This window comes from Variovorax sp. Soil_C_39 (assembly GCF_057656815.1).
Window position 1 is genome coordinate 772,842 of sequence record NZ_JBDGJQ010000002.1, and the last position, 15,357, is coordinate 788,198.

The 15,357-nt window shown below is 66.1% G+C and carries 16 protein-coding genes and 1 tRNA gene; 9 read left to right on the forward strand and 8 right to left on the reverse strand.

Features of this window, described 5'->3' with window-relative positions; genetic code table 11:
• Positions 1-9 precede the first annotated feature (9 nt).
• Entirely contained in the window at positions 10-762 is a 753-nt protein-coding gene (gene rpsB, locus AC3A6J_RS07730; RefSeq protein WP_487859320.1) for a 30S ribosomal protein S2, read from the reverse strand.
• Positions 763-974: 212 nt separating this feature from the next.
• On the opposite strand from rpsB, the gene AC3A6J_RS07735 reads away from it, so the two are divergent.
• From AC3A6J_RS07735 to AC3A6J_RS07745, 3 genes are read left to right on the forward strand one after another with little or no spacing between them, the layout of a single operon-like run.
• Complete coding sequence (locus tag AC3A6J_RS07735; protein WP_487859321.1) at positions 975-2,300, forward strand: amidase; 1,326 nt, start codon at positions 975-977, stop codon at positions 2,298-2,300.
• A 55-nt stretch (positions 2,301-2,355) separates the two neighbouring features.
• Complete coding sequence (locus tag AC3A6J_RS07740; RefSeq protein WP_487859322.1) at positions 2,356-3,615, forward strand: D-amino acid dehydrogenase; 1,260 nt, start codon at positions 2,356-2,358, stop codon at positions 3,613-3,615.
• Between the two features lie 36 nt (positions 3,616-3,651).
• Positions 3,652-5,115: an NAD(P)H-hydrate dehydratase gene (locus tag AC3A6J_RS07745; protein ID WP_487859323.1), complete on the forward strand. Its 1,464-nt coding sequence runs from the start codon at positions 3,652-3,654 to the stop codon at positions 5,113-5,115.
• Here the strand turns inward: AC3A6J_RS07745 and AC3A6J_RS07750 are convergent.
• Both AC3A6J_RS07750 and rnr read right to left on the reverse strand, forming a co-directional pair.
• Positions 5,112-5,876: an SDR family oxidoreductase gene (locus tag AC3A6J_RS07750; protein WP_487859324.1), complete on the reverse strand. Its 765-nt coding sequence runs from the start codon at positions 5,874-5,876 to the stop codon at positions 5,112-5,114. The two genes, AC3A6J_RS07745 and AC3A6J_RS07750, sit on opposite strands and share 4 nt — an antisense overlap.
• Before the next feature lie 50 nt (positions 5,877-5,926).
• Positions 5,927-8,200 (reverse strand): ribonuclease R, encoded by a 2,274-nt coding sequence (gene rnr, locus AC3A6J_RS07755; protein WP_487859359.1) that lies wholly within the window; start codon positions 8,198-8,200, stop codon positions 5,927-5,929.
• An 80-nt stretch (positions 8,201-8,280) separates the two neighbouring features.
• Between rnr and AC3A6J_RS07760 the strand changes: the two genes are divergently transcribed.
• Positions 8,281-8,365: transfer RNA gene (locus AC3A6J_RS07760), tRNA-Leu, on the forward strand.
• 861 nt (positions 8,366-9,226) lie between these two features.
• Here the strand turns inward: AC3A6J_RS07760 and rimO are convergent.
• The 3 genes from rimO to AC3A6J_RS07775 form a co-directional block, all read right to left on the reverse strand.
• Complete coding sequence (gene rimO / locus AC3A6J_RS07765) at positions 9,227-10,633, reverse strand: 30S ribosomal protein S12 methylthiotransferase RimO (RefSeq protein WP_487859325.1); 1,407 nt, start codon at positions 10,631-10,633, stop codon at positions 9,227-9,229.
• Between the two features lie 39 nt (positions 10,634-10,672).
• On the reverse strand, positions 10,673-11,233 hold the full coding sequence (gene phaR / locus AC3A6J_RS07770) for a polyhydroxyalkanoate synthesis repressor PhaR (RefSeq protein ID WP_487859326.1): 561 nt from the start codon (positions 11,231-11,233) through the stop codon (positions 10,673-10,675).
• Positions 11,234-11,306: 73 nt separating this feature from the next.
• The gene (locus tag AC3A6J_RS07775; RefSeq protein WP_487859327.1) at positions 11,307-11,669 is read right to left on the reverse strand and encodes a hypothetical protein; all 363 of its coding nucleotides are present in this window, start codon (positions 11,667-11,669) and stop codon (positions 11,307-11,309) included.
• 663 nt (positions 11,670-12,332) lie between these two features.
• Here AC3A6J_RS07775 and AC3A6J_RS07780 point away from each other — a divergent pair.
• The gene (locus AC3A6J_RS07780) at positions 12,333-12,563 is read left to right on the forward strand and encodes a hypothetical protein (protein ID WP_487859328.1); all 231 of its coding nucleotides are present in this window, start codon (positions 12,333-12,335) and stop codon (positions 12,561-12,563) included.
• An 8-nt stretch (positions 12,564-12,571) separates the two neighbouring features.
• On the opposite strand, the gene AC3A6J_RS07785 is transcribed toward AC3A6J_RS07780, so the two are convergent.
• Positions 12,572-13,195 (reverse strand): ATP-dependent DNA ligase, encoded by a 624-nt coding sequence (locus AC3A6J_RS07785; protein WP_487859329.1) that lies wholly within the window; start codon positions 13,193-13,195, stop codon positions 12,572-12,574.
• A 130-nt stretch (positions 13,196-13,325) separates the two neighbouring features.
• On the opposite strand from AC3A6J_RS07785, the gene AC3A6J_RS07790 reads away from it, so the two are divergent.
• Together AC3A6J_RS07790 and AC3A6J_RS07795 are read left to right on the forward strand one after the other, a co-directional pair.
• On the forward strand, positions 13,326-13,505 hold the full coding sequence (locus AC3A6J_RS07790) for a DUF3606 domain-containing protein (protein WP_487859330.1): 180 nt from the start codon (positions 13,326-13,328) through the stop codon (positions 13,503-13,505).
• On the forward strand, positions 13,505-13,768 hold the full coding sequence (locus AC3A6J_RS07795) for a hypothetical protein (protein WP_487859331.1): 264 nt from the start codon (positions 13,505-13,507) through the stop codon (positions 13,766-13,768). Before AC3A6J_RS07790 ends, AC3A6J_RS07795 begins: the two co-directional genes overlap by 1 nt.
• Positions 13,769-13,791: 23 nt before the next feature.
• Here AC3A6J_RS07795 and AC3A6J_RS07800 read toward each other — a convergent pair whose 3' ends face one another.
• Positions 13,792-14,547, reverse strand: coding sequence for an SOS response-associated peptidase (locus tag AC3A6J_RS07800; RefSeq protein WP_487859332.1), 756 nt, complete (start codon positions 14,545-14,547; stop codon positions 13,792-13,794).
• A 164-nt stretch (positions 14,548-14,711) separates the two neighbouring features.
• Between AC3A6J_RS07800 and AC3A6J_RS07805 the strand changes: the two genes are divergently transcribed.
• Together AC3A6J_RS07805 and AC3A6J_RS07810 are read left to right on the forward strand one after the other, a co-directional pair.
• A complete protein-coding gene (locus AC3A6J_RS07805) occupies positions 14,712-14,942 on the forward strand; it encodes a hypothetical protein (protein WP_487859333.1) in 231 nt (76 codons plus the stop codon).
• A complete protein-coding gene (locus AC3A6J_RS07810; RefSeq protein WP_487859334.1) occupies positions 14,939-15,226 on the forward strand; it encodes a hypothetical protein in 288 nt (95 codons plus the stop codon). Before AC3A6J_RS07805 ends, AC3A6J_RS07810 begins: the two co-directional genes overlap by 4 nt.
• Positions 15,227-15,357: the final 131 nt, after the last annotated feature.

Here is a 15,357-nt window from a genome sequence, read left to right on the forward strand (position 1 = left end):
GGGCCTCGATCAGGCCGAGGCGCCCTCTTCGACTTCAACGAATTCGTCGCTGCCCTCGGCGATGGCCTTGACCACGTCGCCGGTAGCGCTGTTGCGGCCTTCGATGATCGCGTCGGCAATGCCGCGGGCGTAAAGCACCACGGCCTTGGACGAGTCGTCGTTGCCGGGAATCACGTAGTCGATGCCTTCGGGCGAGTGGTTCGAGTCGACCACGCCGATCAGCGGGATGCCGAGCTTCTTGGCTTCGGCCACGGCGATCTTGTGGAAGCCCACGTCGATCACGAAGATGGCGTCGGGCAGCGCGGTCATGTCCTGGATGCCGCCGATGTCCTTCTCGAGCTTCTCGATTTCACGCGAGAAGGTGAGCTGCTCTTTCTTGCTCAGACTGTCCAGACCGGCTTCCTGCTGGGCCTTCATGTCCTTCAGGCGCTTGATCGAGGTCTTGACCGTCTTGAAGTTGGTCAGCATGCCGCCGAGCCAGCGGGTGTCGACGAAGGGCACGCCGGCACGGCGGGCTTCGGCCGCCACGATCTCACGGGCCTGGCGCTTGGTGCCGACCATCAGGATAGTGCCGCGGTTGGCGGTGAGCTGCTTGGCGTACTTCATCGCGTCCTGGAACATCGGGAGCGACTTTTCCAGGTTGATGATGTGGATCTTGTTGCGATGGCCGAAGATGAACGGTGCCATCTTGGGGTTCCAGAAGCGGGTCTGGTGGCCGAAGTGGACACCGGCTTCCAGCATTTCGCGCATGGTGGTCGACATTGAAATTACTCCAAAGGTTGGGTCTAAAATCCAGCCCGCTTTGCTTCTCCAGCCCTCTTTGGGCGGAGCCGCAACACCTTGAATGGGCCGGTTTGCGAATGCGTCTGGCTGCTGTAGCGAAAGTCCGCCACGCGATCAGCGAAACCCAAAGAGTATAGCACGCGCCCCTTGCCGCCTTCCCCGCAACGCCGACCCACCCCCCTCCAGCCCCCATGAACGACCTTCACGCCACCCGCCTGGAACTCCTGGCCGGCGGCACCGATGCACGCACCGAATTGGAGCGTGCCATCGGCATCTCCGAATCGCCGGCCTGCCGCCACGTCTTCACCCGCACCATGTTCGACGAAGCCCGCCGGGAAATCGCCGGCGCAGCGCCGGCGAGCCGCCTTGCCGGCCTCGCCTTCACCGCAAAGGACCTGTTCGACGTCGAGGGACAGCCCACACCGGCCGGTTCGATGGTGCTTGCGCACGCGCCGGCGGCCCAGACCGACGCGGTCGCGGTGGCGCGCCTGCGGGCCGCCGGCGGGGTGCTCACGGGCCGCACCAACATGACGGAGTTTGCGTTCTCGGGGGTCGGGGTCAATCCTCACCACGGCACGCCCGCCAATGCGGCGGAAGCGGCCATGCCGCGCATTCCCGGCGGTTCATCTTCGGGCGCGGCGGTCTCGGTGGCCGCGGGCGCCGCCTTCATCGGCCTGGGCTCGGACACCGGCGGCTCGATCCGCATCCCCGCTGCACTCAATGGCATCGTGGGCTTCAAGAGCACCGCGCGCCTTGTTCCGGCCGATGGCGCGCTCCCGCTGTCGACCACCCTCGACACCGTCTGCGCCATGACGCGCTCTGTGCGTGACGCGATCCTCGCGCACGAAATCCTTTCGGCACGGCGCGTGACGCGCGGTGCCGCGCCCGTGGGTGCGTACCGGCTTGCGGTCGTGAAGAACGTGTTCTTCGACGACATCGAACCGTCGGTCGCCCGCGCCTTCGACCGTGCGTTGCACGTGTTGCGCGGCGCCGGCGCCCGCATCGAGGAAATCACGCTGCCCGAACTCGCCGACCTGCAGGGAATCAATGCCACCGGCGGTTTCTCGGCCGCCGAATCGTATGCCTGGCACCGCTTGCTGCTCGAGCGCAGCGGCGCCGGCTACGATCCGCGGGTCGCCCAGCGCATCCTCAGGGGCGCCGGCATGAAGGCGCACGAGTACATCGACCTGCTGAATGCGCGGCGGACCTGGATCGCGCGCGTCGAAGCGTCGCTTTCGGGCTTCGACGCCTTGCTGTCGCCCACGGTACCGATCACCGCGCCGAGCATCGCAAGCGTGGCGCCTGGCGCCGAGCGCGACGATGCGTTCTTCCGCGTCAATGCGCTGCTGCTGCGCAATCCGTCGATCGTCAACATGCTCGACGGATGCGCGATCTCGCTGCCCTGCCAGGCCGCGGGCGAACTGCCGGCCGGGCTGATGCTCTGGCATGCGGCGATGCACGACGACGCCGTGCTGGCGATTGCCCTTCAGGCGGAAAAGGCGCTGCAGGCACGGTAGGCTCGCCCAGTCGGGCCGACACCCGGCGCGCCATCTTTTCTTACTCCATCACTCAATGAAAATCGCGATCGTGGGCGCCGGCATCATCGGCGTCACCAGCGCCTGGGAACTGGCCTCGGACGGCCACGAAGTGGCCGTGTTCGAACGCCGCGGCGCCGCCGCCGAAGAAGGCAGCTTCGCGAATGCCGGCGTGGTCGCGCCAGGGTACGTCACACCCTGGGCTGCGCCGGGCATGCGCGCCAAGGTGCTGCGCTCGCTGCTTTCGTCGCATGGCGCCATCAAGCTGCGCTGGCCGCTCGGCACGCAAGACCTCGGCTGGATGTCGCGCTGGCAGAGGGCGTGCAAGCTCGAGACCTATCTCGCCAACCGCGCCCGCATGCAGCGCCTGGCGTTCTACAGCCGGACCCGGCTGCACGAGGTGACCGAGGCGCGCGAACTGAGCTACGAACGCAGCGACGGCTACCTGGTGCTGCTGCGCTCCAAGCGCGAGAAGAAACTCATCCAGCCAGGCCTCGAGGTGCTGCGCTCGGCCGGCAGCGTGTTTCGCGAAGTCGACGCCGACGAAGCCCGCCGCATCGAGCCCGCGCTCAACGCCGACACCGCGCTGGCCGGCGCCATCCACCTGCCCGACGACGAGGTGGCCAACTGCCGGCAGTTCGCGCTGCTGCTCAAGTGGGAGGCCGAGGCGCTCGGCGCCCAGTTCCACTTCAACTGCGACATCGCACCGTTGAGCCGCGCCGCGCCCACCGCCGTCGCACTCGCGAGCGGCTCGCCGCCGCTGCACTTCGATGCCGTGGTGGTCTGCGCCGGCCTCGCCTCGGCCACGCTGCTGCGCCCGCTCGGCCTGCGCATTCCGCTGGCGCCGGTGTACGGCCACTCCATCAGCGCGCCGATCCGCGAATCACTCAACGCGCCGCGCAGCGCGGTGATGGACGAACGCTACAAGGTCGCAATCTCGCGCCTCGGGCAGCGGGTGCGCGTGGCCGGCAGCGCCGAGATCGGCGGCTCGCTGAGCCGCATCAACCCCGCAGCGGTGCAGACGCTCTACAAGGTGCTGCACGACTGGTTCCCCGGCGCGGCCACACTGCAGTCGGGCGTGCAGCAATGGAAAGGCGCCCGCCCGATGCTGCCCGACGGTCCGCCGGTGCTCGGCGCGAGCGGCATCCCGGGCGTTTGGCTCAACCTGGGACACGGTTCGAGCGGCTGGGCACTTTCGTGCGGCAGCGCCCGCGTGGTGGCCGACCTGATCGGCGGGCGCGATGCCGGCGTCGATCTCGAAGGCCTCGGGATCGAGCGGCTGCATCTGCACGCCTGAACGACTGGACGCGCGGCGGTCGCGCAGAATCGGCCCATGCAGCGCATCACGCCAGACACTGTCGCAGACCTCTTCGACCGCGCGTCGACACGCCGGATCGAACAGCGCTGGGCCAAGGCGCTACCCGCCCACACGCTGATGCAGCGCGCCGGACTGGCCGCGGCCCGGCTGGCCATGGCGATCGCGCCGCATGCGCGGACCATCTGGATCGCCTGCGGTCCGGGCAACAACGGTGGCGACGGCTTCGAAGCCGCGATGCGGCTGCGCGAGCGCGGCTTCTCGCCGGTCGTCACCTTCGAGGGCGACGAGACCCGCCTACCGTCGGACGCCAGGGTCTCGCTTCGACGTGCGCGCGAGGCCGGCGTCGAGATCACCCCGGCACCGCCGCCTGCGCACGATCTCGCGATCGACGCCCTGCTCGGCATCGGCTCGACGCGCCCGCCCGAAGGCCACGTGGCCGAGTGGCTGCAGCGCATGCATCGAGCGGCGGCGCCTACCTTGAGCATCGATGTGCCGTCCGGCCTGGACGCGGACACCGGCGTGCTGCATCGCGCGGCCCGACAGGCGCCGGACAGCGCTGCCTCGCCGCGCCACTGCCTGAGCCTCTTGACGCTCAAGCCCGGCCTCTTCACAGCGCAGGGCCGCGACGCCTGCGGCAGCATCTGGTTCGATGACCTGGGCTGCGACAGCGTCGACGAGCCGCCGGCAGCCCGGCTCGCGGGTGCGCCCCGGATCCCTCCGCGCCTGCATGCCTCGCACAAGGGCAGCCAGGGCGACGTCGCCGTGGTCGGCGGCGCGCCCGGCATGGCGGGCGCGGCACTGCTGGCCGCCACCGCCGCCTTGCATGCCGGGGCCGGCCGCGTCTACGCCGGCTTGCTCGACCCGGATGCCGCGCCCGTCGCCGCGCTGCAGCCCGAACTGATGCTGCGCGACGCCGCCTCGCTCGATCTTTCAGCCATGGCGGTCGTCTGTGGCTGCGGCGGCGGCACCGCGGTGCGCGCCCTGCTGCCGCGCGTGCTGGCCACCGCGGCCACGCTGGTGCTCGACGCGGACGCGCTCAATGCGCTGGCGACCGACCGCAACCTGCAGGTGCAACTGTCGAGGCGGCGCCACCGTGGCCGCCCCACGGTGCTGACGCCCCATCCGCTCGAGGCAGCGCGGCTGCTCGGATGCACGGCGGGCGAAGTCCAGCGCGACCGACTCGCGGCGGCGCGTGAACTCGCTGCGCGATTCGGCGTTGTGCTGGTACTCAAGGGCTCCGGCACGATCATTGCCGAAGACGGCCCAGCGCCGGTCGTCAATCCGACCGGCAATGCGCGCCTGGCCACTGCCGGTACCGGCGACGTGCTCGCGGGAATGATCGGTGCAGCGCTGGCCTCGGGCCGGCCTGCGTTCGAGGCGGCCTGCGCGTCGGTATGGCACCACGGCCATGCGGCCGACACCTGGCCCGCCGGCGCACCCGCCTTGACGGCGGGCACACTGGCGCGCCAAAGCGTCTAGCCGCGTCCGACAAAGGGCATCTTTGTCGCCATGACGGTGTGGAACAGCACGTTGGCTTCCAGCGGCAGGTTCGCCATGTAGAGCACCGACTGCCCCACGATCTTCACGTCCATCAGCGGCTCGACCGCGAGTTCGCCGTTGGCCTGCGGCACGCCCTTGGCCATGCGCGCGGCCAGCTCCGTCATCGCGTTACCCACATCGATCTGGCCGACCGCGATGTCGTACTTCCGCCCGTCGAGCGAGGCCGTCTTGGTGAGGCCCTCGACGCCATGCTTGGTCGCCGTGTAGGCGGCCGAGTTCGGGCGGGGCGCGGTGGCCGAGATCGACCCGTTGTTGATGACGCGGCCACCGCGCGGCGTCTGCGCCTTCATGGTGCGGAACGCCTGCTGGATGCAGAAGAACATGCCGCTCAGGTTGATGTCGACCACGCCACGCCACTGCTCGGGCGTCCAGTCCTCGAAGGCGCCGGGCGGGTTGCCCACGCCCGCATTGTTGAAGAGCAGGTCCACGCGGCCGAAGCGCTCCACCGTCGCGGCGAACAGCGCCTGCACCGAATCGGCGTTGGCCACGTCGGTCGGCACCGCGAAGGCGCGCGCGCCCGCACCCGATTCCTCGGCCACCTGCTCGAGCGGCTCAAGGCGGCGCCCCGCGAGCGCCACGCTCCAGCCGTCGCCCAGCAGTGCCAGCGCCGCCGCGCGGCCGATGCCCGTGCCGGCACCCGTGACGATCGCGATGCGGCCCTTGTTGTTCTCGACGCTCATGCTCTGTGTCTCCTTTTCAGCTTTGTCTGTTCGGTAGCTCGTTGATATCGTCAGGGGCGGCGCGGCTTGCGCCCTTTCATCTTGTTCGCGGCCTTCTTGACCGCGGACTTGAACGCCTGCATGGCCGACTGCGGCTCCACCGCCGCCGCAGAGACGGCGACCCGCTCGGCGCGCGGCTCGACCGCGGCGGCTTCGGCCTTGTGGCGCGAACTGCGCTTGGACGATGCCTTGACCGGCACGCCCGCTGAACCCACACCCTTGTCCTTCATCGCGCGCGCCGTGAGGTCCTCGCCCTCGCGCACGAGGCGGAAGTCGATCTTGCGTCCATCGAGATCGACACGGCTCACCTGCACGCGCACGCGGGTGCCGATGGCGTAGCGGATGCCGGTGCGCTCGCCGCGCAGTTCCTGGCGCATCTCGTCGAACTTGAAGTACTCGCCGCCGAGCTCGGTGATGTGCACCAGCCCCTCGACATACATCGCATCGAGCGTCACGAAGATGCCGAAGGTCGTGGCCGACGTGACCACGCCGCCGTACTCCTCGCCCAGGTGCTCGCGCATGTACTTGCACTTGAGCCAGGCTTCGACGTCGCGGCTCGCTTCGTCGGCGCGGCGCTCGTTGGCGCTGCAATGCAGGCCCGCGGCTTCCCACGCGAGCACTTCCTTGGTCGGTGCGATCGTGGCCTTCTGCGGCTTGGTCGTGGGCGCCTTGACGCGTGACGCGAGGCGCTTGGCCAGCTTGGCGTGCGCTTCGCCGGGTGTCGGCAGCATCGGCAACTGGTAGCGCGCGTTGCCGAGGATGGCCTTGATCACGCGGTGCACGAGCAGGTCGGGATAGCGCCGGATCGGGCTGGTGAAGTGCGTGTAGGCCTCGTAGGCCAACCCGAAGTGGCCGCTGTTGAACGGTGTGTAGATGGCCTGCTGCATCGAGCGCAGCAGCATGGTGTGGATCTGCTGCGCGTCGGGCCGGTCCTTCGTGGCCTGGGCGATCGCCTGGAATTCGCCCGGTCTCGGGTCGTCGGTGATGCTGAGGCCGACGCCCATGGCCTTCAGGTAGCCGCGCAGGATCTCCTTCTTCTCGGTCGTCGGCCCTTCGTGCACGCGGTACAGGCCCGGGTGCTTGCCCTGGGCGATGAAGTCGGCGCTGCACACATTGGCAGCGAGCATGGCCTCTTCGATCAGGCGGTGTGCCTCGTTGCGTGTGCGTGGCACGATCTTCTCGATGCGGCCTGCGTCGTCGCAGATGATCTGCGTCTCGGTGGTCTCGAAGTCGACCGCACCGCGCTTGCTGCGCTGCTTCAGCAGGGCCTTGTAGACGTCGGCCAGGTTCAGCAGGTCCTTCACGCGGTCCTTGCGCTTGGCCGCCTCGGGGCCGCGCGTATTGCCGAGGATCGCCGCCACCTCCGTGTATGTGAAGCGCGCGTGGCTGAACATCACCGCCGGATAGAACTGGTAGGCGTAGATCTCGCCATCCGCCGCCACGAGCATGTCGCACACCATGCACAGGCGCTCGACTTCGGGGTTCAGCGAGCAGAGGCCGTTCGAGAGCTTCTCGGGCAGCATCGGAATGACGCGGCGCGGAAAGTACACGCTGGTCGCGCGGTCGTAGGCGTCGATGTCGATCGCCGAGCCGGTTTGCACATACGCACTGACATCGGCGATGGCGACCAGCAGCCGCCAGCCCTTGCCGCGACCGACCTTGGCGGGCTCGCAGTACACCGCATCGTCGAAGTCGCGTGCGTCTTCGCCGTCGATGGTGACGAGCGGCACGTCGGTCAGGTCGACGCGGCCCTTCTTGTCCGCAGGCCGCACTTTCTCGGGCAGCGCCTTGGCGTCGGCCAGACAGGCTTCGGAGAACTCGTGCGGCACGCCGTACTTGCGCACCGCGATCTCGATCTCCATGCCGGGATCGTCGATCTCGCCGAGCACCTCCTTCACGCGGCCCACGGGCTGCCCGAACAGGGCGGGCGGCTCGGTGAGCTGCACCACCACCACCTGCCCGACCTTGGCAGGCCCGGTCGCTCCCTTGGGGATCAGGACGTCCTGGCCATAGCGCTTGTCTTCGGGCGCGACGAGCCAGACGCCGCCTTCATGCAGCAGGCGGCCGATGATCGGCTGCTCGGGACGCTCGACGATCTCAACCACGCGCCCCTCGGGGCGGCCGCGGCGGTCCTGGCGCACCACGCGCGCCTTGACGCGGTCCTTGTGCAGCACCGCGCGCATCTCGTTGGGGGGTAGATAGATATCGGCTTCGCCGTCGTCGCGCTGCACGAAACCGTGACCGTCGCGATGCCCTTGAACGGTTCCTTCAAATTCGTCCAGCAGACCGCTGGAGTGGCCATTATTTTTGATATGATTCTCTCTTTCCTGAAATTCAAAACATAACTGCTTCGGCAGTTATGTGGGCCCAGATGGCGGAATTGGTAGACGCACTAGTTTCAGGTACTAGCGAGTAACATCGTGGAGGTTCGAGTCCTCTTCTGGGCACCACCCCTACCAAGCTGAAACCCCTGTGAATCGTAGATTCGCAGGGGTTTTTTCTTTGCCCTGGGAACATGATCGAGGGATGGTTTCCCTCACGAATGCCGATCAGCGCCGATGCCGGGCCGAACGACGTCAGGCTTGTGCACTCGCGCAGCCCATCGCGCCCTTCGAAAGGGCCATCCTGCGAAACGCTTGTCGACGACACGGATTCGAACAAATGGGCTGGTAAGAGTGCGGCGTTCAACCCGCGGCAGGGATCACGGACGGATCTGCGTGTTGGCCTTGAAGCCCAGACGCACCTTACCACGCGTAGACGACTGTCAACTATGTCCATCGTCCAAAGCATCCGCCAATGGGCGTGACGATCAAGCGCGACGCCGTCACGCTCTGGTTCGCTTGCCGCCACCCTGGCACCCCCTGGTTCGCAAAGCTGATTGCCGCTTTCGTCGTGGTGGATGAAAGAACGCGGTGCGAGACCGCGAAGCGTCGTCGGCGCGGTGCTGTTGGTGGCGGCCTGGGCCGCCCTTTGCGCCGGGTTGCGGCTCTGATTCGCTGCCGTGCGGTGACGGCGCATGGCCCAAGGTGTGGCGAAAGTCACACTTTCGGCTAAAAATGCGTCAAAAAGTAACGTCAAAACTACACATAAGGTTACGTTTGGTTCGAAAATCTAGCCATCAAACCAAACGGAAACTATCGTGATCGCAGCATTCACCTTGTTGATCGGCATGTTCCTCGGCGCGTTGTTCATGAGCCTTCTGGTCATCTCGCGCTCGGATGACTGAGCACTTGCCCGGCCCTGGCAGCCTGCACCCCGCCAATTGAAAAGCCCGCTCGCGCGGGCTTTTCTCTTTGAGGGCCCCGCACGCGTCAGATCGGCAGCGCGACCAGGTCGTGCCCTTCGACACCGACGATGCGTGCCCGGGTGAATTCACCGACCTTGAGCGTCTTGCTGATCTTCTCCGGCGGCAGCAGCCGCACCGTGCCGTCGATCTCCGGCGCGTCGGCGTAGCTGCGGCCAACCCCGCCCTTGCGGCCCATGGCCGGTGCCGAGTCCACGAGCACCTGCATGGTGGCGCCCACGCGCTGGCGCAGCTTGGCGATCGAGACTGCCTCGGCCACTTCCATGAAGCGCGCGCGGCGCGCCTCGCGCTCCTCGGTCGGCAACATGCCCGGAATGTCGTTGGCGGTGGCACCCTGGACCGGGCTGTAGGCAAAGCAGCCCGCCCGGTCGATCTGTGCCTCGCGAATGAAATCGAGCAGGTGTTCGAACTCCTGTTCGGTTTCGCCGGGAAATCCCGCGATGAAGGTACTGCGGATCACCAGCTGGGGGCAGACCTCCCGCCAGCGCGCGATGCGCTCGAGGTTCTTTTCGCCGCTTGCCGGCCGCTTCATGCGCCTGAGCACATCGGGATGGCTGTGCTGCAGCGGCACGTCGAGGTACGGCAACACCTGTCCGCTGGCCATCAGCGGAATGATCTCGTCGACGCTCGGGTACGGATAGACGTAGTGCAGCCGCACCCAGGCGCCGTACGGCTCGGCAATTTCGCCGAGCGTGCGCACCAGTTCGAGCATGCGTGTCTTGACCGGTTTGCCGTCCCAGAAGCCGGTGCGGTACTTGACGTCGACACCGTAGGCCGAGGTGTCCTGACTGATCACCAGCAGCTCCTTCACGCCGCCCTCGAACAGCGCCTTCGCTTCGCTGAGCACGTCGCCGACGGGCCGCGACACCAGGTCGCCGCGCATCGAAGGAATGATGCAGAAGGTGCAGCGGTGATTGCAGCCCTCGCTGATCTTCAGGTAGGCGTAGTGCCGCGGCGTGAGCTTGAGGCCCGCCACGCCGAAGCTGTTGGGCACCAGGTCGATGAACGGATCGTGGGGCTTCGGCAGGTTGGCGTGGACGGCGTCCATCACTTCCTGCGTGGCATGCGGGCCGGTCACGGCGAGCACGCTGGGATGCATCTGCCGCACCAGGTTGCCGCCTTGGTCGCCCGTCTTGGCGCCGAGGCAGCCGGTGACGATCACGCGGCCGTTCTCGGCCAGGGCCTCGCCGATCGTGTCGAGGCTCTCCCGGACCGCGTCGTCGATGAAGCCGCAGGTGTTGACGATCACCAGATCGGCGCCCTCGAAGCTCTTGGCGGTCTGGTAGCCCTCGGCGCTCAGCCGGGTCAGGATCAGTTCGGAGTCGGTAAGGGCTTTGGGGCAGCCAAGGCTCACGAAGCCGACCTTGGGGGCGGCTTTCGTGGCAGTTCGTTCGTGGGAGGCAACTTCGCTCATATTGCCCGTATTGTCCCAGCTATCGGCCGGGGCGGGGATTCAGGGGCGTTTGATGCCGAAGGCGCCCAGCACCTGCTCGGTGTTCTTCTGCATCTGCTCCTGCATCTGCAGGAAGACGTTCTTGGACTGCTCGACGTAGTTGCCCATGAGCCCCTGCAGCATTGGCGACTGCATGCTCATGAAGCGCGACCACATCTCCGGCGTCAGGCCTTCGGCCTTCTCGGCGAGTTGCGCCTGGACTTCGGTCATGGCCTGGATGTTCTTCTCGAGATAAGGGCCCATGTAGCCCTGCATCGCCTGCCCATAGAACCGGATGATGTTGGCCAGCACCTGCTCGGTGAACATCGGCGCGCCCCCCGCTTCCTCTTCGAGAATGATCTGCAGCAGGATGCTGCGCGTGAGGTCGTCGCCGGACTTGGCGTCGCGCACCACGAACTGTGCATTCTGTACCACCAACTGTTTCACCTCGGTGAGCGTGATGTAGGTGGACGTCTCGGTGTCGTAGAGCCTTCGGTTGGGGTACTTCTTGATGACACGTTGCACCGGCTTGACCCCGGACTTCTTGCTCTGCACTGCGCACTCCTCTACATGGAAGTCCATGTCATGCGAACGATTCTAGGTAGCGGTTTTGCTGCATCGCGACAAGGTTTACCCTGACCGCGCGCGGAGTGGCTCAATCGACGGTGGTCGCGTACTCGGCGCCGCATGCGTTGCAGGCGGCGGTCTCGGGACGTTCATCGCTGGCTTGCCGGAACCGCAGTGGATTCTTGTGGCCGTAGACCACCCAGCAACGCGGGCAGTGCTCGTGGCCGGCCGTCGGCAGGTAGGCGCGAGCGCGCTGTTCGGCACGCTCCTGCGTCACCGGCACGCCCTGGCGAAGTGCCCTTGCGATCTCGCGTGCGGCCATGGTCTCGGTGCGGCCGCTCGCATGGTCGTTGATACCGTAGACCGCACGCGCAAATTCCACCGGGGCCTGTTTGAGCAATGCGGCCAGACGTCGCTCGTCAGCGGCCCGATCGACGTATGTCGATCGCATTTTCATCAGATCGCTTGTCAAGAAAATCGAAAAGAAATGGCAGAACGGCCAAGGTAGCACAACAACATGGCCATGGTCTTTGTCTGCTTCAGCGGGTGGAATGCTGGAGGGAAGGAATTCTTCCCTGAATTTCCCCGAGAGCCTGAAGACTGGTCTTCTTCAGAGGGGAAACTTGGTAGGCGCGATTGGACTCGAACCAAAAATTCAGGTCAATGAAATCAACGCTCTACAGGGAGCGAGCCCTCTTCGCTTCCCCTCAAACCCTCTACTTTCCCCGTTAATCTCCCCGAGAAATCTCCCCGAAACAGGGGGGATCTCGGTGGGCAGTCGCACGGGCCGCGCCCGGTCACGGATCGATCCCGTACGCCTTATGCCCAAACGCATTGAGATGGCCAACACGACTCTTCCACCAACGACGCGCAACGGCCTCGAGCGTGCCGGCGTCAGCACGCAGCGCGTCTTTCGGCCTGGACGTCTCCGCATAGTATCCAAAGTGCGTCAGCGGCTTCCCGTCGAGGCAGACTATGCCACCCTCATCTGCGACGCTGAAAATTCTTGGCCCGTGGAGGGTGCTCTTGTAGTTGAACTCGGCCATAGGTATCGCGCAGGGACTGCTCGGACGGTCGGTGAGGGTTAAAGTACGAACTCCACAAGGGGCTCTGCATGGAATTCTCTGAGTATGAACTGAACGAGTTGCTTCAGGCATTGCTGGACGACGGCTCTATCGCCCCTGGCTCTGCGGCCGAGGGCGTGGCCAAACAGGCGCTGAGTCAAGGCTACGAATCTCTCACGCCGAACCAGCGCGCGGTCTACGATATTCACGTGAAGGCGCACCTTGCGCGAGCCGCTGCGAAGTCCGAGGCGGCAGACACCGTTGCCCGCTGGCCGGCCTAGCGCCGCCCTCACCGCTTGAAGCGCTCCGGCGGGATGGCGCCCTTGCGCTTGACTTTAACCCAGTCCGCGGACCGCTGGCCCGGCGTGTAGACGCTCTGCTCCCGCTTTGCCACCAGGCCTTCAAGCTTCAGCGGTATCACCGCCTCCTTGAACAGCCGGGCGCCGTCCTCGGCCTCGAAGTGGCTGACGTACATGACCGACGGCAGCGGCCGCTTCAAGAGCTTGGCCAAGGCCTCCTTGCGCTGCGCGAGCGGCTGCTGCGTGATGTCCACCCCGCGGTTCACGAGCAGGTCGAACACGCAGTAGACGACGTCGGGACCACCGGCGTATGCCCGCCGCCGGCGGGCGCGCTCGTGCAGCAGGTTGAAGTCGCTGCGCCCCATCTCGTCCAGCACGCACACCTCCCCGTCAACGACATACCTACCGCCCTTCACCTTGGCAAGGCTCTGCGTGACCTCGGGGAACCACTTCGCGGCATCCGCGCCATTGCGGGTGCGCAGGTGCACCTCGCCGTCGAACTCCGCCAGCAACCGGTAGCCATCCAGCTTCAACTCGTAGATCCAACCGGGCTCGTCGAAGTCGATCGGGCGCTCCTCGAGCAGCATCGGCGGGTAGTCGGCAAGGTTGATCACCGCGTGACAGTCCGCCCGACGTAGGAGGGGTACTGTCAGCCGAAACCGCCTTTTGGTGGTGTCACCCAGGCTTGTCGCGCGTCATATTCATGCTTGCCCCGGCGCGGTGTCGGGCACAACAGGAGCCCTCATGGCAGACGACCCCAAGAAAACCGGCCTCGATCGCAAGCTCATTTCTCTCGACGAACCCCACGAGGTGCGCTCATGGACCGAGTCCCTTGGCTGTAGCGAAACTCAGCTGCGCGATGCAGTCAAGGCAGTCGGCAATTCCGCCGAGGAGGTCCGACAGTATCTTGCTGGAGACAGGTGATGCAGTCCATTCGCCGAATCTCCGTCCACGTCGACGAGCCGGATCCCGGGCACTTCTACTGGGTGCTGATGGAGGAAGGCGACGATGCCTCGCAATGGCGAGAGCTTGAGGCAGCGGAGGAGCCGTGCGAGATGTGGATCGATGCCTTAAGCGCAGGCACCAGGGCGCTGGTTGGCTATGCCCCCGACGAGCGAATCGGCCCGCGCACCAGCGCAGAAGATGAGGACGGCTCGCCGGTCGCGGATAGGCAGTTTCTGTCCTGAGCGACGCAGATGGGAGGGGGCGGTTACAGAAGGCCCGGCTGGACCGGCTGGACCGGCAGCTGCGGGGGCTCTTTCGCCTTTGACACCTTGGGCGGCAGAGGCTCCGGCGTCATCGTGAGCATCTCGGCCGGGTACTGCCGCATGAACTCGAACGCCTCCTGCGGCGAGGCGTCGAGCCACGGCTCGAACTGAGCCTGCGGCAGGATCGCCACCATCCGCTTGTCCTGCATGTGTGGCGGGCGTTTCGGGTCAGGCCGATGCATGTGCATGAACAGCGGGTGCGTGTCGGCGTTGATCGTCAGCATGGTGAAGCTGAGCTCCCACTCACCGCTCACTGGGTTCTTCCAGGGCGACCAGAGGCCCGCAACGCCGATCGCATCATCGTTGGCCGCCGTGAACCTTGTCGGGATCGACTTGCCGGTGCGCCAGTCAGGTTCGTAGATCGCCTCGCACGGGATGATGCAGTGCCGCGGCTTCGCCCATGCGTTCTTGAAGCTCGCGAGCTGCGACACCGTCTCGGTGCGCGCGTTATAGGTTCGCAGACCGTACTTCACTTCTTTCGCGAACCCAGGCAGCAAGCCGAAATGCCCGTCGACCAGCTCCAGTTCCGGCACCGCCTCATCCCCTGAATCCCGCTCCGGCGGCCGGCGGATGAACGGCGCCAACTGCGTCGGGTAGATGTGAGAGCCGCCGGGCGGCGGTTCCCAGTCGGGCGGCAGCTTGATCCCCATCTTTTCGAGCTGGCGGCGGCGTTTCTCGGCTTGGTAGTGAGAGCACATCGGCACATTTTTGCCTGTACGCGCCTTTCATGTCACGTTCGATGTCCGGCAAAAGTACTGTATATTCATACAGCATGAGAGTCCGAGTTGAACTTCGCCGGGATGCCGGTCGATTCATCGCCCGCTTCCGAAAAACCGAGGGCTTCACGGGCGATCTCGTGACGATGCGAAAGATGGTCTGGGACCGCCAGGTGCCGTACCTGACGATCAGTGTGGAGCCTCGGCAGGGCTATCCGAACGTGCGCCCACCGGGGCCCGAGCTTTTCGAAGCCAAGGTGACGGAGGTCACCGGCGAGGTCATCCGCTTCATGGGCTGGGAGATCACGCCCGAGCTGTGCTGGTGCGTGCAGGAATGGGACTGCACGGTGTTGGACATCTACCGGAGAGAGCCATGAGCAAGGTCAAGGCGGCCCGCCTGGAATGGGAAGAGCAGTACGCCGCGGCGCTACTCAAGTTCGAGCCGCGGCTGGCGCTGGACGACGCGCTCGGGGAGGCGTGGCTGCGCTACGAAAGCAGTGGCCACGAGGACCCGATTGCGGTCGCACGAAGAGCTGCGCACGTCGATGACGAGCCGGCAGAAGAGATGATCTTCGGCGCGAACACGCCGGCGTGGATGAAACCGGGGGCCGAGGTGCCGCCGGGCTGGAGGTTCGAAGATGGACGCTGGCGCAACGAATGACGACGAGCTGCTCGAAATGGCGCGCAGGGTCGGCGAACTCGGCCCAGATGAGCCTGATCTTGCCCCCGTATTTCAGGACACGGACTATTCGCAATGTAGCGTCTGCTCGATCTGAGCAAGGCGCTGGTGGG